The following is a 22,527-nucleotide window of genomic DNA, read 5'->3' as shown; positions in this document are numbered from 1 at the left end:
ACATGGCTGGTTTTTTGGAGCTTGTCAAATCTTCGGTTGGCCCGGTTCGTCCCGATGCCGAAGGATTCCCGAACCATGAGCCCGGCAAACCCAAGCCTCGGTCGATTGGAGCCATCGGCTCCGGTTAGAATCACCGCACCCCTGATCGGGGCCACGCTTGTCGGCGCGCTCGGGGGGCTGCTCTTCGGATTCGACACGGCGGTGATCTCCGGATGCCAGGATCAATTGAAAGCGCTCTTCCAGCTTACGGAAGGCGAACAGGGCTTCATGACCGCCGCCACCCTGGCCGGTGCGGCGGTCGGTTCTCTGGCGGCCGCCAAGCCGGGCGATCTCTACGGGCGCCGCGATTGCCTGAAGATCGCGGCCGCTTTCTACCTGCTCTGCGCGATTGGCTGTGCGCTGGCCAACGGCCTATGGATGATGATCATCGCGCGTATTCTCGGCGGGCTCGCGGTGGGGGCGACCTCGGTGCTGGCGCCGATGTATCTGGCCGAGATCGCGCCGGCGTCCTGGCGCGGTCGGCTGGTGGCCTGCTTCCAAGTCAATATCGTGCTCGGCGTGTTGATCGCGTATCTTTCCAATCTCGCGATCGGCCGGATGGACCTGGGCGACGTGGAGTGGCGCTGGAAGCTGGGTGTGCAGGCCCTGCCGGCCCTGGCCTTTTTCGTCACGCTATTCCTGATCCCGCGCAGCCCGCGCTGGCTGGTGATGACCGGTAGGGATGACGAAGCGGCCACGGTGTTGCGGAGGATCGGCGTGGCGGACGTCGCGCCGCAAGTCGCCGCGATCCGGGAATCCGTGCACGGGGAGAAGAGTGCGGGCTCCGCGCCGCTCTTCACGAAGACCCACTCGAAGGCGGTCTTCCTTGCGATCGCCATCGCGATGTTCAACCAACTCGGCGGGATCAATGCGCTCTGGTACTATGCCGATCCGATCTTCACGATGGCAGGCTTCAGCAAGGACTCGAGCGCCATGCAGACGGTCATGCTCGCGGTGGTGAACTTGCTCTCGACCCTGGTCGGCATGGCGATCATCGACAAGGTGGGTCGCAAGCCGCTGCTGATGTGGGGCACGGTCGGCTGCGGCGTGAGCCTGGCGCTGGTGGCGTGGATCTTCAATGGCACCGAGCACCGGGAGTTGTTGGTGTGGCTCTTCGGCGGCTTCGTGGTCTGCCACGCCTTCGGCCAGGGTGCGGTGATCTGGGTCTTCATCAGCGAGATCTTCCCCACCGCAGTGCGCGGCAAGGGCCAGACCCTCGGCAGCTTCACGCACTGGTTCATGGCGATGCTGGTTTCATGGACCTTCCCGCTGCTGGCCAAGAAGGTGGGCGAGCCCGGGGCCGGGCTCCCTTTCGCTTTCTTCGCAGCGATGATGCTGCTGCAGATCTTCGTGGTCGGCCGGATGTTCCCGGAGACCAAGCAGGTCGCGCTGGAGGACATGGACAAGAAAATCTGATCTAACAAGAATCACGCGCATGTCACCCTGGCAAACTGTCCCGGCACGTATCGTGCAGGGTCATCAAGTGGCCTCCGGCCGGAACGGAAACCCGCGCTTTCCCGGCGGAACGCTGCGGATGCAGACCCCCTTCTTCAAAGCCTTGGGCCTTGATCTGGGAACTTTCCATCTTGGAACGCTGAACGTGAGCATCGCCCCCTGCCGCTACCGGGTGGGGAAGGCGCGCTACACCTTCCGGGACGTGAAGTGGCATCCCATCGAGCCGGCGGAGGACTTTTCTTTCTTCGACGTGCGGCTGCTTCACCCGGGGGCGGAGGTGGTGGAGGGCCTGATCTATTTTCCGCATCCCGACACCAAGCCGGAGCATTTCCAGAGCCCGGACGTGCTGGAGCTATTGCTGCCCTTCGTTGAGGGCCTGAACTACGGCGCGGAGCTGCTGCTGGAGATTCCCGCGGGGCAGATGGTGATCGATTCACAGGAAACTTTATCAAAATCATGAACGGACTGACTTGTTTCATTTTGGCGGGGAGCCTAGGTCTCGCGACGGCTGCCGATGTGCCGCTCGGCGATTTCAAAGGACACAGCTATGGGAATTGGAAGAAGACCGGCAAGGCCTTCGATCCCGGTCCGGCTTCAGGCGATCTACTCAAGAGGCTGGAGATCGAGAACTCGGCTGGCGATGGCGTGGCCTCCAGCGAGGTCGAGGGGGACGGACCGGCCGGAACGCTGACCTCTCCCGAATTCAAGATCACCGGACGCTACATTTCCTTCCGGATCGGCGGCGGCGACTACGAGCGCCACGCGTGCATGGATCTGCTGGTGGACGGCAAGGTGGTGAAGAGCGCGACGGGCCGCAATAGCGACCGTCTGATGCCCGCTTCCTGGGACCTGAAAGAATATGCGGGCCGCAGTGCACGCTTGCGCATCACGGATGAAGCGGAGGGCGGCTGGGGGCATATCAATGTCGAGCGCATCCTGATGACCGACAAGCCGGAGGTGATGCCGGTGGAGAAGGGGACGCTCTATCAAGAGGCGCTGCGCCCGCAATTCCACTTCACCGCCCGGCAGTGGATCACGGACCGCCTGAACCCCGGCATGCGCCAGGACGGCTGGCTCAACGATCTCAACGGCCTGGTCTACTACGATGGCGAGTATCACCTCTTCGCGCAGCGCTGGAACAAGTGCTGGATCCACGCGGTGAGCCGGGACCTGATCCACTGGCAGGAACTCGAGCCCGCCTTCTGGGAGGAGAAGCTGGACAGCGGGGTGCAGTCCGGCACCTGCGTGATCGACTACCGGAACAGCTCCGGGCTTTCCCCCGACGAGAAGAACCCGCCGATGGTCGCCTTCTGGACCCGGAACGACAACAAAAGCCACGGGCTATCCTACAGCCTCGATCACGGACGAACCTGGAAGCACTACGACAAGAATCCGTTTCTGGTGTTCCCGGAGCGCGATCCGAAGGTCTTCTGGCACGAGCCCTCCAAGCACTGGGTGATGATGATGTATGGGAATGGCGCGTATCACATCTTCACCTCCACCAATCTGCTCGAATGGAAGAATGAGAACCAGTTGATCAACGACGCATACGAGTGCCCGGACTTCTTCGAGCTGCCGGTGCAAGGCAATCCGGCCGTGAAGAAGTGGGCGCTCGTCCATGCCGATGGAAAATACTCGCTGGGCAGCTTCGATGGCACGCAGTTCAAGGAAGAGACGCCGCGCATCTTCTGCGACATCGGCGGGCACAATTTCTACGCGACCCAGAGCTTCGACAATACGGACAAGGCCGACGGTCGGCGCATCCAACTCGCGTGGATGCGCGGCTCCGACTTTCCCGGCATGCCCTTCAGCCAGCAGGTGTCTTTCCCGTGTGAGCTGACGCTGCGCGAGACCCCGGATGGCCTGCGGATTTTCCGCGAGCCGATCCGGGAGCTGGAGATGCTAGAGCAAGGGGAAGAGAAGTGGAGCAACCGCGAGCTGAAGTCCGGCGAGGAACTTCCACTGGCGAAGTCCGGAGAGCTATTCCGGATCAAGGCGGAGCTGAGCATCCCGGAAGGGGCCAAGCTGACCTTCAATCTGCGGGGCTATCCGGTGATCCTGACATCGAAGACCGTGGAGTCGGGAACCGGGCCGCACGCGGCGCAGGGGGAGGTGAAGAGTGTGGAAATCCTCGTGGACCGGGCCTCGGTGGAGACCTTCGTGAACCAGGGGGAGATCTCGTCCACGCGGTATTTCCTGCCGAAGCAGGAGGGTCTCTCGGTGAAGGCGGAGGGTGGCGAGGTAAAGATTCACTCGATGAGCGTGCACGAGCTCAAGTCGATGTGGGGGGATAAGGGGAAGTAGGGGGGGCGATCGGGCTCTGCGCTACTCCACCTTCTCGTCGTGTAAGAAGGACGGCTCTAACGCTGGGAGCGCGGAGCCACCGGCCCGCAGAATGGTCCGGACCGCTCCGGGTATAGGAAAGACATGCAGAAAGGCGACGGCGCTATCCACCCGCATCGCGCGAATTGCCGGGCGACAAGGGTTGCTTCTGCGGGCCGGTGGCTCCGCGCTCCCAGCGGAAGAGCCGTCCGTGAAGCGGTGAATCCCCTTACCGCACCCGCTCCAGCAACCACGGCAGCAGCGCATCCACGGGCATGCGTTCCTGTTCCATCGAGTCGCGGTGGCGGATGGTGACGGTGCCGGTGTTGGCCGGGTCGTTTTCGCCGAGGGTATCGAAGTCCACCGTGACGCAGAAGGGTGTGCCGATCTCGTCCTGGCGGCGGTAGCGTTTGCCGACGGCCGCGCCTTCATCGTAGAAGACGTTCATCCAGGGCTGGAGCTTCTTCTGGATCTCCTTGGCGATGCGGACCAACTCGGGATTGTTCTTCAGCAGCGGGAAGATGCCGACCTTGACCGGGGCCATGCGAGGGACGAAGCGCAGCACGGTGCGGAGGTCTTCCTTGCCCTTGTCATCGGTGAGGGTTTCCTCATCGAAGGCTTCGCAGATTAGCGCGAGCACGGTGCGGTCGCAACCGGCGGAAGGTTCCACGACGTGGGGCAGAAACTTCTCCTTGGTCTCCTCATCGAAGTAGAGCAGCGGCTTGCCGGAGCCCTTCTGGTGGACGCCGAGGTCGTAGTCGGTGCGGTACGCCACGCCTTCCAGCTCCTGGATGCCGAAGGGGAATTCGTATTCGATGTCGTAGGTCTTCTGCGAGTAGAAGGCGCGCTCGCCATCCGGGATGTCCAGGACATGGAGCTTCTCGCGCGGGATACCGATTTCCCCGTAGAAGGTCAGGCGGGTCTCCAGCCACTCATCGGTCAGGCGCAAGCCATCTTCCGGGCGGCAGAAATACTCGATCTCCATCTGCTCGAACTCGCGGCTGCGGAAGGTGAAGTTCCGCGGGTTGATCTCGTTGCGGAAGGACTTGCCGACCTGGGCGATGCCGAAGGGCAGCTTGATCCGGTTCGAGTCGAGGACGTTCTTGTATTGGACGAAGATCGACTGCGCGGTCTCCGGGCGGAGGTAGGCGATCTGATCACCGGTCGCGCCGAAGTTCGTCTGCAGCATAAGGTTGAACTGGCGGGGCTCGGTGAGCAGGCCGCCGTTCTCCGGATTGAAGGAAGTGGTGCCGGTGACTTCCTCGCGGCGGTCCTCGATCAGCTCGAGTTCCTTCGGGGAGATCTTCTTGTCCGGCATCAGCTCGCCGTAGAACTTGCGGGCGGTCTTGTGGGACTCGATCGGGTCCTTCCCCGGCGCGACCAACACGGCGAAGACGCGCTCGACGCTCCAGTTCGTGGCCTCGTGCTTGGCGCCCTTGAAATAGACCGCTGTGCCGTCCTGTGCCGGGATCTGGTCGGCGCGCAGGCGGGCCTTCGAGAGCAGGCAATCGCACATCGGATCGCTGAATCCACCGACGTGGCCGGAGGAAACCAGCACCTGCTCCATGGTCAGGATCGCGCCGTCCAGGCCGAGCACGTCATCGCGCTCCTGGACGGTCTTGCGCCACCAATATTCCTTGAGATTGCGCTTCAGTTCGGCACCCAGCGGGCCGTAGTCCCAGCACCCGTTGAGACCGCCGTAGAGTTCACCGGCTTGGAAGATGAAGCCGCGGCGTTTGCACAGGGAGACGATTTTCTCCATGCGGGCGGGGTCGGTGAAGTCCTTGTTGGCCATAGGGTCGAGCGGGTCGGGGCGCGGATGGAATCAGGCCGGGCGGCGGGCGGCAAGGCGGGATTATGGCCTTGAAAGGGGGTCTGCACTGCCCTTCGTGCGGCGGAATGGTCCCGGCAAGCCGGTTTGCATGCTTCGCGAACCACGCTAAAGCTCTTGGATGCCAGCCTTCCGCGCATTCCTCGCCCTTCTCCTCGCCACCGCCTCCCAAGCGGCTGATTTGGAAGAGGTCGCCTCCTTCGGCAAAAACCAGCCGATCGGTATGGCGGTGGCTTCACTCCCAAATCGGGTCTTCGTCTCCTTTCCCCACAGGGAGCCCTTCCTCCACGCCCTGACCGAGATCGTGGGCGACCGGCGCAAGCCCTTCCCGGACGAGGAGTGGAACCGCTACGACACCACCAAACCGGAGAGGCATTTCGTGAACGTGCAGGATCTCTTCGTGGATAAGTCAGATGACCTTTGGGTGCTCGATTCCGCGCCGGGTGCGGCGGCCTCGATCTTCGGCAAGGAGAGCGGGGCGAAGGGCGGCTACTTCAAGCTGGTCCGGATCGACCTCGCGAAGAGCGCGGTGGCGAAGGTCTACGATTTCCCCGATCTGCCGAAGGACAAGAGCGCGCTGAATGATGTGTGCGTGGATCTCGGACATGGCTTGGCCTATCTCTCCGATCCGGGGCTGAAGGCGATCGTCGTGCTTGATTTGGAAAGCGGCAAGACACGGATCGCCCTACAGGAACATCCTTCGACCCTTGCGACACCCGGCTTCAAACTCCACCTCGATGGTAAGGATGTCGTGGACGGGGAGGGGAAGGCGTTCTCCTCCAATGTAAACGGGATCGCACTGACGAAGGACGAGAAGTATTTCTACTACCGCGCGATCAATCAGACGAAGCTCTACCGGATCGAGACGAAGTATCTGGCGGATGCCGGATTGCCCGCGGAGGAGCTGGGCAAGAAGGTCGAGGCCGTTGCTGAAACCGGCGTGTGCCATGGCATGGTCGCGGATGCGAAGGGCAACGTCTTCCTCACCGACTCCGCGAGCAAGGCGATCAAGTATGTGACGCCGCAGGGCAAGGTGGAGACCTTGGTAACGGATGATCGTCTGATCTGGCCGGACTCTCTGGGGGTGGGGTCGGACGGATACCTGTATCTAACATGCGCGCAGATCCACCGCCGGCCGGGCTACAATGGCGGCGAGGACAAAGTGAGCTATCCTTACCGGGCGTTCCGGGTGAAGCTGCCGTGAGGGTCGGTTAGAATGGGATGACTCCTGGCTATCGATTTTCAGCTCGCGGCTGGCGGTTCGGTATCGCTTGGAGCATTGCGGGGCTGCCAAGTGCCCACATCTTGCGTTCTACTCCCGATCCCCACGCTCCCGCCTACGGGCGGCCCCACTGGGAGCGCCGTGGCACCGCCGGGCAGAACCCACCCTCGGGCGGGGGACGTATCACGCGGCGCGAATGGAAAGCGCCGTCATGTTCCTGCGGACTAAAATGATGGGAGATCAGTCGGGGACCATTCTGCCGGGCGGTGCCGCGGCGCTCCCAGTGGAGCCGTCCGTTTGTGGCGATGTCGGGATTGCCGGGAGGACGCAGAGGTGGTTAGAGGGCTCTCAAGGCGCACCCGGTGCGAGATCTCCGGCAGCGACCTTGATACTTTTTTGACGCCTTCCGGCAGGGCTTTGACTCCTGCTCCGGGAATCCCGTGGGACGATGGTGGCGAATGAACAACCTCGTCTACCTCGCCGTCACGGCAGGCTTCTTCGGCCTCGCCGTCTGTTACGCCCGCTTCTGCGGCAACCTCTGAAAGCCATGGAAACCATTGTCACCGGGCTGATCGCCCTCGCCCTCCTCGCCTATCTGTTCACGGCCATGATCCGGCCGGAGAAATTCTAACACCCGCTCCCCATGCACGCGAACGATTGGCTTCAACTCGCCCTCTTCCTGGGCATCCTGGCCGCGATTACCAAACCGGTCGGGATCTATCTCACGCGGGTCCTCGACCCGCATGGCAAGACCTGGCTCGATCCGGTACTACGCCCGGTCGAACGGCTCACTTACAAGGTGATGGGCGTCGACAAGGACAAGGAGCAGGATTGGAAGGGCTACACCTTCGCCCTCCTGCTCTTCAGCCTCGTGGGCCTCTTCTTCACCTACGCGATCCTGCGGCTCCAGCATCTGCTGCCGCTGAATCCCGAGGGGCTGCCGGCCTTGAGCCCGGCGCTGGCCTTCAATACCGCGGTCAGCTTCACCACCAACACGAACTGGCAGAGCTACGGGGGTGAGTCCACGATGTCGTACTTCTCCCAGATGGTCGGACTGACCTTCCACAACTTCGTCTCGGCGGCGACCGGTATCGGGATCGCGGCGGCACTGGTGCGGGGGATCGCGCGGCACTCCGCATCCACCCTTGGGAATTTCTGGGTCGATCTGGTGCGCACCACTTACTACCTGCTGCTCCCGGTCTGCGTGGCCATCGCGGTCTTCCTGGCCTCGCAGGGCATGGTCCAGAACTTCAAGGGCTACGATACCGCGCAGGTGGTGGAGGCCCGGACGGTGCAGGTGGAAAGCACCAATGACGCCGGTGAAACGGTGACCACCCCGACCATCGTGGACCAGCAGAAGATCGTCCAGGGCCCGATGGCTTCACAGGTGGCGATCAAGATGCTCGGCACCAATGGCGGCGGCTACGTGAACGCGAATGCGGCCCATCCTTTTGAGAATCCCACGCCGCTCTCGAACTTCGTGCAGATGCTTTCGATCTTCGCGATCGGCAGCGGCCTCACTTGGTATCTCGGCAAATCGACGGGCAATCAGAAGCACGGCTGGTCCGTGTGGGCGGCCATGATGATCCTCTTCGTCGCTGGCACCCTGACCTGCTGGTGGGCGGAGGCGCAGGGCAATCCGATCCACCAGGCGCTCGGCGTGGCGGTGGCGGATGGCAATCTCGAGGGCAAGGAGGTGCGCTTCGGCATCTTCAATTCCTCGCTCTTCGCGGTGATCACGACCGCGGCCTCCTGCGGTGCGGTGAATGCGATGCACGATTCCTTCACGGCCCTCGGCGGCTTGATCCCGCTCTTCATGATGGAGCTGGGCGAGGTGGTCATCGGCGGCGTGGGCGCAGGGCTCTACGGCATGATCGTCTTCGTGATTCTCGCGGTCTTCATCGCCGGCCTGATGGTCGGCCGCACGCCGGAGTATCTCGGCAAGAAGATCAATGCCTTCGAGGTCAAGATGGCGATGCTCGCGCTGCTGGTGCTGACGATGTTGATCCTGGGCTTCACCGCCTGGGCCACCGTGGCGGATTGGGGACTCGCCGGGCTGAACAACTCCGGCCCGCACGGCTTCAGCGAGATCCTGTATGCCTACAGTTCGGTCACGGCCAACAACGGCAGCGCCTTCGCCGGCCTCACGGCGAACCCTGCCAACGGCGATCCGCACTACAATGTCACGCTGGGCATCGCGATGCTGATCGGCCGCTTCCTGATGATCGTGCCGGTCATGGCCCTGGCCGGCTCTTTGGTGAAGAAGAAGATCTCACCGCCCAGCCCCGGCACCTTCCCGGTCTCCGGCGGAACCTTCACGGTGCTTCTGATCGGCACCGTGTTGCTGATCGGCGCGCTCAACTTCCTGCCCGCCCTCGCCCTCGGCCCGATCGTCGAACACTTCCTGATGCAGGGCGGCAACCTGTTCTAACACCTCATCTCAAATCTCAAATCTCAAATCTCAAATCTCAAATCTCAAATTTCCATCCCATGTCCACTCAAGCTCCATCCCTCTTCGACCAGGCCATCGTGCTGCCTGCGCTCGCGGAGTCGTTCAAGAAACTCGATCCACGCCTGATGGTGAAGAACCCGGTGATGTTCGTCACCGAGGTGGGGGCGGTGCTCACCACCGTCTCGATCTTCACCAGCAAGGACAGCCACGGATTCATCATCCAGCTCGCCGTGTGGCTCTGGTTCACGGTGCTGTTCGCGAACTTCGCCGAGGCCGTCGCGGAGGGCCGCGGCAAGGCCCAGGCGGACAGCCTGCGCAAGGCCCGCAAGGACACCATCGCCCGCCGCCTCGGGAAGAATGGAAAGGAAGAACCGGTGCCCGCCAACGCCCTCGAGAAGAACGACACGGTCGTCTGCGAGACCGGCGACGTGATCCCTGCCGACGGCGAGGTGATCGAAGGCATCGCCAGCGTCGATGAAGCGGCCATCACCGGCGAGTCCGCCCCGGTGATCCGCGAGAGCGGCGGCGACCGCAGCGCCGTGACCGGCGGCACCCGCGTGATCAGCGACCGCATCGTGATCAAGATCACCTCGGAGAAGGGCAATACCTTCCTCGACCGGATGATCGCGATGGTGGAAGGCGCGACGCGTCAGAAGACTCCGAACGAGATCGCGCTGACGATCCTGCTCTCGGCGATGACCCTGATCTTCCTGCTGGTCTGCATCACCCTGAAGCCCTTCGGCATCTACGCCGGGATGGAATTCACCACACCGGTGCTGGTCGCGCTGCTGGTCTGCCTCATCCCGACGACGATCGGCGGCTTGCTGAGCGCCATCGGCATCTCGGGCATCGACCGTTTGATCCGCCGCAATGTGATCGCCACCAGCGGTCGTGCGGTGGAAGCGGCGGGCGATATCGACGTGCTCTTGTTAGACAAGACCGGCACGATCACCATCGGCAACCGCATGGCCTCCGCTTTCCTGCCCGCTCCGGGCGTGACCGAACAGCAGCTCGCCGATGCCGCGCAGCTCGCCTCGCTCGCCGATGAAACGCCCGAAGGCCGCAGCATCGTGGTGCTGGCGAAGGAGCTGTTCAACATCCGCGCCCGCGAACTCCAGCAGCCGCACGCGACCTTCGTGCCCTTCACCGCGCAGACCCGCATGAGCGGCGTGGACATGGATGGCCGCAGCATCCGCAAGGGCGCGGCAGAGTCCGTGCAGCGCTGGGTGGAAGGCCAGGGTGGCCGCTTCCCGGCGGATGTCACCCATGCCGTGGAAGCCGCAGCCCGCGCCGGCCGCACGCCGCTGGTGGTGGCCGAAGGGACGCAGGTGCTCGGCGTCGTCGAGCTGAAGGACGTGGTGAAAGGCGGCATCAAGGAGCGCTTCGCCCAACTCCGCAAGATGGGCATCCGCACCGTGATGATCACCGGCGACAACCCGATGACCGCCGCCGCCATCGCCGCGGAAGCCGGTGTGGACGACTTCATGGCCCAAGCCACGCCGGAGGATAAGCTCAAGCGCATCCGCGCCGAACAGGCAGCGGGCCACCTGGTCGCGATGACCGGCGACGGCACCAACGACGCACCCGCCCTTGCCCAAGCCGATGTCGGCGTGGCGATGAATACCGGCACCCAGGCCGCCCGGGAAGCCGGCAACATGGTCGACCTCGACAGCAACCCGACCAAGCTCATCGAGATCGTGGAGATCGGAAAGCAGCTCCTGATGACCCGCGGATCCCTGACCACCTTCTCGATCGCCAACGACGTGGCCAAGTACTTCGCCATCATTCCCGCGATGCTCATGGTCACCTTCCCGGCGATCTCGCCGCTGAACGTGATGAAGCTCGCCTCACCGCAGAGCGCCATCCTCAGCGCGGTGATTTTCAATGCCCTCATCATCATCGCCCTGATCCCGCTGGCTCTCAAGGGCGTGGCCTACAAGCCGCTGGGCGCGATGGTCGTGCTGCGGCGCAACCTGCTCGTCTACGGGCTTGGCGGCCTGCTTCTGCCCTTCGCCGGCATCAAGGCCATCGACCTCGTTGTTTCGAACCTTCACCTCGTCTGAATCATGAACTCGTTCTTCACTGAAATCCGCAGCGCGGTCGGCTCGACCGCCGTCCTCGCCGTCGCCTGCTGCGGCGTCTATCCGCTGGTTGTCACCGGTATCACCCGCACCGCCTTCCATGACAAGGCCGACGGCAGCTTGATCAAGGATGCCGATGGCAAGATCCGCGGCTCGGCCTTGCTCGGTCAGGTCTTCACCGGCGAAACCTACTTCCACTCCCGGCCCTCCGCCGCGGGTGCGAATGGCTACGACGCGGCCAGCTCCAGCGGCAGCAATCTCGGCCCGACCTCGCAGAAGCTCGCCGACCTGATCAAGGAACGGGTGGCGGCCTACCGGACCACCAATGGCCTCGCCGAGAACCAGGAAGTTCCCGCCGATGCCGTCACCGCCTCGGGCAGCGGCCTTGACCCGCACATCAGCCCCACGAACGCCGCCTTGCAGGCATCGCGCGTGGCGAGGGCCCGCAATCTCCCGGTGGAAAAAGTGAAGGAGCTGATCGAGAGTAATACCGAGAAACCCGACCTCGGCATCTTCGGCGACGCCGGGGTCAATGTCCTCAAACTCAACCTCGCGCTCGACGCGATCGCCCCATGAAACGGATTGCTCCCTTCCTGATCGCCTTCTTGATCCTCGATGCGGTGGTCATGGCCTGGTGGTTCACGCGCGATCGGAACGCCATGCCGCTGCCGGACGAGAGGTAGGTGGCGATGGAGCGGCTCGTGGAATCGCAGGTGGGACCTCGCTATTTCCAACCGGAGCCAGACACGAAATTGGACGAACAAGGGGTCTTATGGCTCGATTCCACGAAGGCGAACGAACAGTTGCCGAGAATCTTGGGCGAGCGGAAGTGGGGCGACTCAGAGAAAGACAAGGTGATGAAACTCGTGGAAGAAACTTCCGAGCCGCATCCGTCCCGCGTGGTCGGCGGCCGGAGGATCAATCTGGCGAAGCTGAACGTGGCGCTGGACGAGCTGCCTTGACGGGAGCCGGAATGTGTCACACGATTGTGTCACAATGAAGACGACGAATATCCGCGAGCTCAAACACGCGACTTCCACCGTTCTCGAATGGGTGGAAAGGGGCGAGACCGTGCAGATCACCCGCCACAACAAGGTGGTGGCGATTCTTTCGCCCCCACTGGAAGAAAAGCGGACGAAGATCAAGCGGCCGGATTTCGAAGCGCGACTGAAGGAGATCTTCGGCGACCGGATCCTGCCGAGCACCGGCCAAGACATCATGGACTACGACCGCGGCGAACGATGAAAGCTTACGCCGACACGGGGTTCCTCGTCTCCGTCCATTTCCCCGATGCAAACAGCGCATCTGCCGTGAAGAGGATGAAGAGGCAAGCTCTGCCTCTTGCTTGGACCTGGCTTCATGAGCTTGAGTTCAAGAACGCGATCCGGCTGAAGGCGTTCCGCAAGGAACTAGATCCCAAGGAGATCCTGAAGGTGTTGAATGGGCAGGCGGCGGACGTCAGTGCGGGGGTATATATTCCGGCTCTTCCATCCCCGGTCGATTGTGCGAGGGAGGCGGAGCGGCTTAGCGCGGTCTTCAGTCCAAGCCTCGGCACGCGCTCGCTCGATATCCTGCATGTCGCCCACGCCTTGGTTCTGGGAATTCCGGAATTCCTCACCTTTGACAAGCGTCAGGCCGCTCTTGCTAAGGCAGCGGGATTGTCGGTGCCCGCGCTCTAGAATTATGACCTCCGACTACCGTCCCGATCCCGACCGCCTTCTCGCCCAGGTCCAGCGCGAGGAACGGGAGCGTCGCGCCGGACGGCTCTTCATCTTCCTGGGGATGTGCCCGGGAGTGGGGAAGACCTATGCCATGTTGCAGGCGGCGCGGCAGCGGCGGGCCGAGGGCGTCAAGGTCCTGGCCGGCGTGGTCGAGACGCACGGGCGGGCGGAAACGGCTGTCCTGTTAGAAGGGCTCGAACTGCTGCCGCAGCGGAAGATCGAACACGGCGGCCATTTGTTGGAAGAGTTCGACCTGGACGCCGCCTTGTCGCTCAGGCCGGAGCTGCTGCTGGTCGACGAGCTCGCCCACACCAACGCCACCGGCAGCCGCCACAGCAAGCGCTACCAAGACGTGCTGGAGCTACTGGATAGCGGGATCGACGTCTACACCACGCTCAACGTCCAGCACATCGAGAGCCAGGTGGACACCGTCCGGCAGATCACCGGCGTGACGGTGCAGGAGACCGTCCCCGACTCGATCCTGGACCGCGCGCAGGAGATCCAGTTGATCGATCTCAGCGTGGAGAAGCTGCTCCAGCGGATGGCGGAGGGGAAGGTCTATCAGAGCGAACGCGCCCACGCCGCCTTCGACGGCTTCTTCCGCGAAGGCAACCTGACGGCACTGCGCGAGATGGCGCTGCGTTTCACGGCGGAGCGTGTGGACCGGGACCTCGAGGACTTCCGGCGCGCGCGCCGGGACTCCAGCCCTTGGAAGACGAATGCGCGGCTGCTGGTCGGCGTCGCTCCCACTCCGTATTCGGAGAGCTTGGTGCGCTGGACCCGGCGGGCGGCGGCACGCATCGGCTGCCCGTGGATCGGCGTGTGGGTGGAAGGCGTGAAGCCGCTGCGGCCGGGCGAGGAGGAATTGCTCGCCCGCGGCCTGGCGCTGGTGCGGAAGCTCGGCGGCGAGGTGGTGCACGTCACCGGCAATGACGTGGCTTCCGCGCTGTTAGAGGTCGCGCGCGACCGCAACGTCGGCCAGATCGTGGTTGGGAAATCCGATGGCAAGCGTTTCTGGAAATCCACCCTAACAGACCGGGTGATCGCCGGTAGTGGCGATATCGATGTCTGCGTGGTGCGGCCCTTCGCCGGGAAGAAGCCCAAGCGCGGCTCGGAGGTCGTGCCACCGGCGGCGTCGCGCTGGAAGGACTATGCCAGCGCTGCCGGCCTGACCGCCCTGGTGACGGTGGCCGCTTGGCTTGCCGCCCCGCTCACCGGCTACATGGTCCCGGCCTTCGGCTACCTTTTCGCCATCGTGCTGGGCTCGCTGCGCTGGGAGCGCGGAGCGACCCTGCTGATGGCGGCCGTGTCGGGATTCGCTTGGAACTACCTCTTCATTCCTCCCCGCTTCACCTTCCACGTGGATAAGCCGGAGGACATGGCGATGCTCGCCAGCTTCTTCGTCATTGCCCTCGCGATGGGCCATCTCACCACGCGGCTGCGGCTGCGGGAGACCGCGGAGCGGCAGCGCCAGCGGCACACGGATGCGCTGCTGCGGGTGACCCAGCAAGCGGCCCTGAATCCGGAGGGCGCGCGCGGCCTGGAGGCGGCCTTGCGGGTGATCGAGTCCATTCTCGGCGGCCAAGTGGCATTGCTCACCCGTCAGGACGACCATTCGCTCGGTTCCGGTGCTCATGCCGCGAGCGCCTTCCAGCCCGGCGACACCGAGTTCGCGGTGGCGGCATGGGCCTTCGCCAATCACCAGATCGCCGGGCGCTTCACCGATACCCTGCCCTCCGCGGAAGCCACCTGGTTCCCGCTGCAGACGGCGACCTCGACGATGGGCGTGCTCGGGCTGAAGCGGCAGGTGGAGAACCTGGACTTCACCGAGCGGCAGGCGATGGAAGCCTTCGCGCTGCAGCTCGCACTCGTCTTGGAGAAAGAGCATTTCATCGAGGCGGTCCAGCATGCCGAGCGCCTTGAGGAAGGCGAGAAGCTGCGCCGCGCGCTTTTCGATAGCGTCTCCCACGAGCTGAAGACACCCATCGCCGTGATCCGCGCGGCCGTAGAGGCGGGCGGTCGCGAGGATCCCCGTCTCGTCGAGATCGATACCGCGTCCCGCCGCCTCCAGCGGATCGTGGATGGCCTCTTGCAGATGACCCGTCTGGAGGCCTCCGTCATCGAACCGAGACCGGAATGGTGCGATGTGAATGACATCGTTTCGGACGCGATCGAAGCAACAGGCGATGCCCTCAAGCGCCATCCGCTCAAGCTCGACCTGCCCGCCGACCTGCCGCTGGTGAAGACGGATCACAACCTGCTGGAGCAATGCCTGATCAATCTGCTCCACAATGCCGCGGTCCACACTCCGGAGGGCACGCGGATCGAGTTCAGTGCCGCGCGTCTTCCGCAGGGCATCGGGTTCACGCTGCGCGATCATGGCAAGGGCCTTGGGGAAGGGGAGGAGCGCCGGATCTTCGGGAAGTTCTACCGCTCCCCCGGTGCACCCGCGGGTGGCACCGGCTTGGGCTTGTCGATCGTGAAGGGCTTCCTGCGCGCGCTTGGCGGGGAGGTCGCGGCGCGCAATCATCCCGCGGGCGGCGCGGAGTTTACCATCCGCCTGCCCGCCGAAACCATGGAACCCAGCGCCGCCGCCATCGCCTCCGGACCGTGATTGCCCTCATCATCGACGACGAGATCCAGATCCGCCGCCTGCTCCGGCTGGCGCTGGAGTCTCGCGGCTACGAGGTCCATGATGCGGAGAACGGCCAGCTCGGCCTGCAAGGCTGCGCGCTTCACCGCCCGGATGTCGTCCTGCTCGATCTCGGCCTGCCCGACATGGATGGCCTCGATGTCCTGCGCCGCCTGCGCGAGTGGAGCAGCGTGCCGGTGCTGATCCTCTCTGTTAGGGACGAGGAGAAGGGCAAGATCGCCGCGCTCGAAAGCGGTGCCGACGACTACGTCACCAAGCCCTTCGCCACCGGCGAATTGCTCGCCCGCCTTGCCGCCATCCAGCGCCGGCATCACGGCAATGAAACGCCGGAGATCGTCTTCGGCCCCCTCCTCGTCCGCCTCGACCGCCACGAAGCGATCCTCAAGGGCGAGGAACTCAAACTCACTCCCACCGAGTTCGCCTTCCTCCGCACGCTTGTCCGCCATCCCGGCAGGATCGTCACCCAGCGCCAGCTCCTTCGCGAAGTCTGGGGTCCGCAAGCCGAGGAGCAGACGCACTACCTGCGCGTCTACGCCAACCTGCTCCGCAAGAAGCTCGGCGACCTCCTCCTGATCCGCAACGAACCCGGCATCGGCTACCGCATCACCGAGCCCCTCTAGCCCCCAATCTCAAATCTGAGATCTCAAATTTCAAATACCATGACCCGCTGCCCCTGGCTCCCCGCCGACCGCGAACTTTACGTCGAATACCACGACACCGAATGGGGCGTGCCCTCCCGCGACGGACGCTACCTCTTCGAGATGATCAACCTGGAGGGTGCCCAGGCCGGGCTCTCGTGGTGGACGGTCCTCCAGAAGCGCGAGCATTACCGCAAGGTCTTCCACAACTTCGTGCCCGAGAAGGTCGCCAAGATGAAGGACAGCGAATTGGAGAAGCTCGTCCTCGATCCCGGCATCATCCGCCATCGCGGCAAGATCGAAGCGGTCCGCGCCAATGCCCAGGCTTGGCTCGCCTTGCAGAAAGAGGGTGACCCGGTCGAGTGGCTGTGGAGCTTCATCGGCGGCAAACCTCGGATCAACTCGCCGAAGGGAGTGGGCGAGATCCAAACAAAGACCGCCGAGTCCGACGCCCTCAGCAAGGCCCTCCGCAAGGCCGGCTTCAACTTCGTCGGCTCCACCACCATGCACGCCTTCATGCAAGCCGTCGGGATGGTGAACGATCACACCGTGGACTGCTTCCGGTATCGGAAATAGAAGTGTCCGATCCGTCCTACACCCTTAGGGGTTTCGGACGGATCGGACAGAGCTAGCGCCGGTTCTTCCCGCCACAGCTTCTTGGAGGGTCGGGTAGGGTGGGAGGGTAAGAATCGTTTCCTTCTCTCCCGGCCTGTCCGATCCGTCTCATTCCCCTAGGGCGGTCGGACGGATCGGACGGTGCCTGCCTTACTGCACCGGTGCCATCAGGCGCGCGACCCGGCAGGCCAGGCGGAACCAGAAGGCGCGTGCGGTGAAGTCGGACACCTTGACCGGCTCCGAGTTCCCGAAGTCGTTCTCCAGCATCTCCGCCACTTCTCCGACAAAGACGGGATCGGGAGTCAGGCCGGAGATTTCGAAGTTCAGGCGGAAGGAGCGGTTGTCCAGATTCGCGGTGCTCACGCAGGCCAGCTTGTTGTCGACCAGTATCACCTTCTGATGGAGGAAGCCCTTCTTGAAGCGGTAGAGCTTCACGCCGAAGGGAATGGTCTGCTCATAGTAGGTAAAGGCGGAGAGCCACACCAGCAGGTGATCCGCCTTCTCGGGAATCAGGATCCGCACGTCTGCTCCCCGGATCGCCGCGGCTTGCAGGGCGGTAAGAACGCCGCCATCCGGCACGAAGTAGGGCGAGGCGATCCAAAGCCGCTCCTGGGCGGAATTCGCCGCCTCCGCCACCACCAGTTGCCACGAATCCGCAGGGTCGGCAGGGCCGGTGGGAATGATCGCCGCCACCTGATCCGCGGTATGTTCCTGGCCGGTCCATTCGAGATCCGGCACTTCATCGGTGGCCCAGTTCCAGTCCTCGATGAAGACGAGCTGGATCGCCTGGACGGAGGGTCCCTTCAGCTTGAGGTGGGTGTCCCGCCACGCCCCGAAGCGCTGGTCGCGGCCCAGATACTCGTCGCCCACGTTGAGGCCGCCGATGAATCCCTCCTTGCCATCCGCCACCACGATCTTGCGGTGGTTGCGGAAGTTGATCTGCAGCCGCGACCACCAGTGGCGGTTCGCGCCGAAGTGGCTGCAGTGGATGCCCGCCTCCTTCATCTCGTTCAGGTAGCTCCGGCTCAGGCGGTGCGAGCCGATCTCATCAAAAAGAAAATACACCTGCACTCCTGCTTTCGCCCGCGCGATCAGCGCGTCCTTGAAGCGCGTGCCGATGCGGTCGTTCTTCACGATGAAGAAATTCACCAGCAGGTATTTCTCCGCCGCGTGGATCGCCTTGAAAATGGACTCGAAGGTCTCTTCGCCATCGATCAGCAGGGTCAATTCATTGCCCCGCGTGAAAGGCAGTCCTCCCAGGAATTGCGCGGCCCTTCCGAAGGCGTCATCCGGCTTGATCTCGTATTCCCGCAGCCGCCGGTGCATGTCGTCGGACAGCTTGAGCAGCTCCGCATCATCGCTGCGGCGGGCCCGCACGTAGCCGGAGAAGCGGCTCCTGCCTGCGACCCAGTAGATCGGCACCGCGATCCACGGCGCGGCGATCAGCGAGACCATCCACGCGATCGTCCCCTGCGAGGTCCGCACCGTCATGATCGCATGGATCACGTGCAGGATGCCGATGACATGGAGCAGCACGATCCCCGCGCCGACGAGGTAGGGGATGGAGTGGAGATCGGGCATCGGGGGATGTTAGGCGCGGGAATCCGCATGGCCAAGCCCGGAGGCTGGGGATAAAGCGTCAACGGGTGGGATAGGCTTCACAGCCGGATCTTCAATCCGAGTTCTTCCTTCATCGTCAGCAGGGCCTCGGCATTTCCCTTCGCGTCATCCACCGGATGGTGCGTGTGCTTGGTCTTCCGCAGGTGCTTGAAGGTCACGAAGGTGTCCTTGGCCAGGCCCTTGTAGAGGGATCCCAGGTTGGTCGAGGAAAAGCCGAAGGGATTCGCGCCGGTGAAGTGGTGGAAGTACCAGTTGATGAACTGCCAGTCGAAGCCGTTGTTGTCCGAGATGAACATCAGCCGGTCGCTGGAGATGCCGCGCAGCCAGACGGCGAAGTCCCGCATCACCGCTTCCGGCTCGGGGAATTCCAGCGTCTGCTCGCGCGTGAATCCGCTCACGGCGAGGGCCTGCGGGATCCAGTTTTCCGAGATCGGCCGGAGCTGTCCGTAAAAGGTCCGCGAGAGCCCGGGCTCCACGACGACCGCGCCGAAGCTGATCATCGAGTAGTCGCCCGGGATCGGGCCATCGGCTTCGATGTCGACCATGATGTAGCTCATGGCCGAAGTGTGGATGTCCCGGAGGGCGGAACTCAAGTTCTCATCGCTACGGCTTCCCGGCGGGACCGGCCGGCCAGTCGAGCAGGATATTCCAGCGGTAGATGCGCTCGTGCGGCAGCGTGGGGGAGAATTCGTTGTCGATCTTGTCGTAGACGTTTTTCGGCGGGGTGAGCACCGCGTCCTTGCCGTGGATGAAGTCCTGGTCTTCGACGATGGTCTTGTAGGCCTTGTTCAGGGCGAGGGCGCGTTCCGGGCAAGGGGTGATCAGGTCGTACACGTCCTTCGCGTCCTTGAGCTTCTCATGATCGAGGGTGCCGTTCGGGCGGTACCATTTCTTGGACATCTCCTCGTTGTTGCGGAACTCGCTTCCGCCGCCGGCGCGGGCCAGATAGGTGGCGATCTCGCCCACGGTTTCGCCCTTGTTAGGCGCATCGGCCATGCCCTTCAGGTCCAGGTAGCCCCAGCCTGCCGCCCCGTCCATCTTGCGGGGGAAACTGAAGGTCTTGTCGATGGTGGAGCCCACCGAATTGTGACAACCCATGCAGGAGAAATTCTCCTCGTAGGTCATCGTGCGAAGGCGGCCCTTGCGGTCTTCGATGAAGCCGTGCAAGGCCCAGCCGTTGCCGTTGTCGAGCCCGTAATGTCCCAGATCGTAGTAAGACGGCAGGTTGCCCGCTTCCTTTTCGATCGCCTCCAGGGCGTATTTGCGGGCATACATCGGCTTCGAATAGGCCTTCGCCTTTTTCGAATATCGCACTTCCTTCATGCGGGTCGAGGGGCCGATGCCGCCATCGTCCGCCACGCCCACGTAGCGGACGGTGTGGAGGAATTCCGTGCCTTCGGGATAGAGGTGTCGCTCCACTTGCAAGCTTTCAGCCGCTCCTGCCCAACTGCCGGCCTTGGCGATGGCTCGCGCGATTCCGGTCGAACCGTCGCCATCCAGATCCTTGCCGACGACGGCTTCATCGACCGGCAGGCAGCTGATGCGGTCGAGGCCCTTGATGTTCGCTTCCAGGATCGCGAGGTTGGCCTTGTAGATCTCGATCGAGGGCTTGCCCTGCTTGTCGGTTCGGTAGGCGGAGGGCAGGCGGATCATCACGTCATCGGTCGAGCCGTTGGTCGGCCAGAAGGTGCTGGGGAAAGGCTTGTAGTTGAAGGCTACCCACTGGCTGCCGTCCTTGGCGAAGCCGTGCTCGTCGAAGGCGTCCGGGCCCAGATGGAGATCCTTCAGATCGGGGATCCAGCCCTTGAAGCCGGCCTGGCGGAGGCGGGACGGGAGCTCGGAGTAGTTGTCGCCGCGGATCCAGTCGATGATCTCCTTGTTACCGATCTTCGCGATCCGCGCGCTGCGGTCCTCGAAGAGGTTCTTCCAGTGGTTGGTCATGCCGACCTCGCTAAAGCTGTAGGCCTCCTGCAGGTCGGCGTCGTTCATCACGTTCTCGCGGCCTTCGATGGTGTCCTGGTGGCAGACGTAGCACGAGTTGTTGAGGCCCTCGTTGCGGGTATAACACTGCGGCGGGACGACCGCTTCGGCATTCGAGAGCGTGTGGACCGGCGCGACCTCCGGCAGCGGCGGGAGCACCGCGTCGCTGGTGCGCAGGATTCCCAGGATCTGCTCGTGGAGCGGCAACTCTTCCGCCATGGCGGGAGTGAATCCGGCGAGGCTGCCGGCGAGGAGGATGCGGAGGGACTTTTTCATTCGGACGGTGGGTTGGCAAATAGCAACCAAGGGCGGACCCGGGAGAGTCCGCCCTTGGTGACATGAGCTACGGCAGTTCCCGGAAGTTATTGGTTGGTGTTGCGAGTGCCCTTCTGAAGCGACTTCAGGAAGCCTTGGTTCGGGATGTGGGTCAGGTTGAACATCCAGACCGAGTCGCCCAAGCCGTTCGGCACGACCGCGAGGTCGGTGCTGGTCGGGTGCTGGACGCTGACGGCATACTCGAGCGGGTTGGCGGGGTTGAAGATCATGCCCGTCGCTTCGGAGCCGTTCACGCGGATGCTCATGAAGTGGTCGAGCGATTCGGCCACCCCGTCGCTGTTCTTGTCACGGATGAACCAAATATCCCCCCCGGTGGCGGAGCCGTTCGGGGCATCTTCGACGACATAGACATTTCCCAGCGCGTCCAAGGCGATGTTGTCCGGCGAATTGAAGGTGCCGGTGGTGGGGGAGAAGCCGACGTTCTTGGGGGATGAGGCGCTGACCATCGTGCGCACGATGGCCTTGCCCGTGGCGACGGAGGGCTTGTTGCGCGGGCGCTCGTCGAGGATCTCGATCGAGATCACCGCGTTCTCCGAAGTGACGGCGACGAAGACCATTTCGTTGCCGTTGTTAGAGCGGCTCACGGACATGTCTTCCGGGCGGCCGTAGGGGGTGCCACCCGCATCATCCGCGGCGCGTCGACCGCCGAGGCCGACGTCGGCGAAGGGATCGGAAATGCCCGGGAGCGGCACGCCGTTCTTGTCGGTCAAGGGAACCCAGGTGGCGGGGCCCGTGCGAGCGGTACCGGCGGGTTGCTGATTCCAGTCCTGGGCGGGATTGCCGCCGCAGGGCAGGAAGCTGTCGACGGAAAGTACGAAGGTTTGCCCGGCGGTGTAGTCGCCCGGGGTCTTCATCACGAATTTGTAGATCGAGCCGGAGTTGAACTCGTCGATGAAGTAAATGGTGTCCTTGAACTTCTCGCTGAAGTTGATGCCTTCGTGGGCGACGTTCGGGATGCTTTCCAACACGCGGTGCTGAATCTGGGTGGCATCGGCGAGCGGGTTGAGGATTTCCACCACGCGGCCGTAGCCGGCCCACTCCTCCGCGAGGAAGAGGGTGTTGTTCGGGGTCCAGCGGCTGGGGTCGAAAGCGCCGTAGTCATTTGCCCAATTCCCGACGGCTCCCTGCTGGTCGCCGGCGAGGATCACCTCGGACGAATTGTCGTAGAGGCTCACCCGGGTACAGCCTGCGCCGATCGGAGTCTCATGCGGGATGAAGAGGTAGCTGCCGGTGGGATCGAAGGAAAGCATGTCGAACATCGAGGCGCTGGTGCCTTGGCCGGGGACGCGGATGATGGACTGATCCGGGCTCAGGACCTGGTCTTCGACTTCACGCAGGCTCACGATGTTTTTCTGGTGGATCCCCTCCGGAGCGACCCAAGGGGAAGCGTGTTCGCCAAGGGTGGCTGCGGGCACCACCGGGGCGGATCCGGTCAAGGGTGTGAACCAGATATCGGTGCCTGCCAGGGCGAAGTGCGAGCCGGCGAGGAGGGCCGTGATCGCGAGTTGTTTGCGCATGGATTGGTGTTTCATATCGGTGGGACGTTGCATTTTGGATTGGGG

The 22,527-nt window shown here is 63.4% G+C and carries 19 protein-coding genes; 14 read left to right on the top strand and 5 right to left on the bottom strand.

From position 1 onward, the window contains the following. The first annotated feature begins 75 nt into the window (after positions 1-75). From ABWK72_RS10475 to ABWK72_RS10465, 3 genes are read left to right on the top strand one after another with little or no spacing between them, the layout of a single operon-like run. The gene (locus ABWK72_RS10475) at positions 76-1,455 is read left to right on the top strand and encodes a sugar porter family MFS transporter (RefSeq protein WP_367874737.1); all 1,380 of its coding nucleotides are present in this window, start codon (positions 76-78) and stop codon (positions 1,453-1,455) included. A 19-nt stretch (positions 1,456-1,474) separates the two neighbouring features. Further along, positions 1,475-1,954, top strand: a complete 480-nt coding sequence (locus ABWK72_RS10470) for a hypothetical protein (protein WP_367874736.1) — start codon at positions 1,475-1,477, stop codon at positions 1,952-1,954. Further along, a complete protein-coding gene (locus tag ABWK72_RS10465) occupies positions 1,951-3,798 on the top strand; it encodes a GH32 C-terminal domain-containing protein (RefSeq protein WP_367874735.1) in 1,848 nt (615 codons plus the stop codon). Before ABWK72_RS10470 ends, ABWK72_RS10465 begins: the two co-directional genes overlap by 4 nt. Before the next feature lie 247 nt (positions 3,799-4,045). Here ABWK72_RS10465 and ABWK72_RS10460 read toward each other — a convergent pair whose 3' ends face one another. Continuing rightward, complete coding sequence (locus tag ABWK72_RS10460; RefSeq protein WP_367874734.1) at positions 4,046-5,611, bottom strand: glycine--tRNA ligase; 1,566 nt, start codon at positions 5,609-5,611, stop codon at positions 4,046-4,048. 157 nt (positions 5,612-5,768) lie between these two features. On the opposite strand from ABWK72_RS10460, the gene ABWK72_RS10455 reads away from it, so the two are divergent. From ABWK72_RS10455 to ABWK72_RS10405, 11 genes are all read left to right on the top strand, one after another. Next, positions 5,769-6,851, top strand: a complete 1,083-nt coding sequence (locus ABWK72_RS10455; protein ID WP_367874733.1) for an L-dopachrome tautomerase-related protein — start codon at positions 5,769-5,771, stop codon at positions 6,849-6,851. A gap of 565 nt (positions 6,852-7,416) precedes the next feature. Further along, on the top strand, positions 7,417-7,500 hold the full coding sequence (kdpF, locus tag ABWK72_RS10450; RefSeq protein ID WP_367875331.1) for a K(+)-transporting ATPase subunit F: 84 nt from the start codon (positions 7,417-7,419) through the stop codon (positions 7,498-7,500). Positions 7,501-7,512: 12 nt separating this feature from the next. After that, a complete protein-coding gene (gene kdpA / locus ABWK72_RS10445) occupies positions 7,513-9,300 on the top strand; it encodes a potassium-transporting ATPase subunit KdpA (protein WP_367874732.1) in 1,788 nt (595 codons plus the stop codon). Between the two features lie 59 nt (positions 9,301-9,359). Further along, positions 9,360-11,384 carry a potassium-transporting ATPase subunit KdpB gene (kdpB, locus tag ABWK72_RS10440; RefSeq protein WP_367874731.1) on the top strand — a complete coding sequence of 675 codons (2,025 nt, stop codon included), beginning with the start codon at positions 9,360-9,362 and terminating at the stop codon, positions 11,382-11,384. Positions 11,385-11,387: 3 nt separating this feature from the next. Beyond that, complete coding sequence (gene kdpC / locus ABWK72_RS10435) at positions 11,388-11,978, top strand: K(+)-transporting ATPase subunit C (protein ID WP_367874730.1); 591 nt, start codon at positions 11,388-11,390, stop codon at positions 11,976-11,978. 113 nt (positions 11,979-12,091) lie between these two features. Beyond that, positions 12,092-12,364: a potassium-transporting ATPase subunit C gene (locus tag ABWK72_RS10430; RefSeq protein WP_367874729.1), complete on the top strand. Its 273-nt coding sequence runs from the start codon at positions 12,092-12,094 to the stop codon at positions 12,362-12,364. 34 nt (positions 12,365-12,398) lie between these two features. Next, positions 12,399-12,647 carry a type II toxin-antitoxin system Phd/YefM family antitoxin gene (locus tag ABWK72_RS10425; protein ID WP_367874728.1) on the top strand — a complete coding sequence of 83 codons (249 nt, stop codon included), beginning with the start codon at positions 12,399-12,401 and terminating at the stop codon, positions 12,645-12,647. Beyond that, positions 12,644-13,081 (top strand): type II toxin-antitoxin system VapC family toxin, encoded by a 438-nt coding sequence (locus ABWK72_RS10420; RefSeq protein WP_367874727.1) that lies wholly within the window; start codon positions 12,644-12,646, stop codon positions 13,079-13,081. The genes ABWK72_RS10425 and ABWK72_RS10420 overlap by 4 nt, the downstream gene beginning before the upstream one ends. A 4-nt stretch (positions 13,082-13,085) precedes the next feature. Continuing rightward, positions 13,086-15,737 (top strand): DUF4118 domain-containing protein, encoded by a 2,652-nt coding sequence (locus tag ABWK72_RS10415; protein ID WP_367874726.1) that lies wholly within the window; start codon positions 13,086-13,088, stop codon positions 15,735-15,737. Further along, on the top strand, positions 15,734-16,396 hold the full coding sequence (locus tag ABWK72_RS10410) for a response regulator (protein WP_367874725.1): 663 nt from the start codon (positions 15,734-15,736) through the stop codon (positions 16,394-16,396). The genes ABWK72_RS10415 and ABWK72_RS10410 overlap by 4 nt, the downstream gene beginning before the upstream one ends. Positions 16,397-16,435: 39 nt before the next feature. Next, positions 16,436-16,990: a DNA-3-methyladenine glycosylase I gene (locus ABWK72_RS10405; RefSeq protein WP_367874724.1), complete on the top strand. Its 555-nt coding sequence runs from the start codon at positions 16,436-16,438 to the stop codon at positions 16,988-16,990. 189 nt (positions 16,991-17,179) lie between these two features. On the opposite strand, the gene cls is transcribed toward ABWK72_RS10405, so the two are convergent. From cls to ABWK72_RS10385, 4 genes are all read right to left on the bottom strand, one after another. Continuing rightward, positions 17,180-18,610, bottom strand: coding sequence for a cardiolipin synthase (gene cls / locus ABWK72_RS10400; protein WP_367874723.1), 1,431 nt, complete (start codon positions 18,608-18,610; stop codon positions 17,180-17,182). A 77-nt stretch (positions 18,611-18,687) separates the two neighbouring features. Then, positions 18,688-19,206, bottom strand: coding sequence for an exonuclease domain-containing protein (locus ABWK72_RS10395; RefSeq protein ID WP_367874722.1), 519 nt, complete (start codon positions 19,204-19,206; stop codon positions 18,688-18,690). A gap of 46 nt (positions 19,207-19,252) precedes the next feature. Then, complete coding sequence (locus tag ABWK72_RS10390) at positions 19,253-20,905, bottom strand: hypothetical protein (RefSeq protein WP_367874721.1); 1,653 nt, start codon at positions 20,903-20,905, stop codon at positions 19,253-19,255. A gap of 86 nt (positions 20,906-20,991) precedes the next feature. Next, the gene (locus ABWK72_RS10385) at positions 20,992-22,482 is read right to left on the bottom strand and encodes an alkaline phosphatase PhoX (RefSeq protein WP_367874720.1); all 1,491 of its coding nucleotides are present in this window, start codon (positions 22,480-22,482) and stop codon (positions 20,992-20,994) included. Positions 22,483-22,527: the final 45 nt, after the last annotated feature.

The sequence above is a fragment of the Luteolibacter sp. Populi genome, assembly GCF_040801775.1.
GTDB lineage: Bacteria > Verrucomicrobiota > Verrucomicrobiia > Verrucomicrobiales > Akkermansiaceae > Haloferula.
This window is presented reverse-complemented; position numbering and strand designations above follow the sequence as displayed.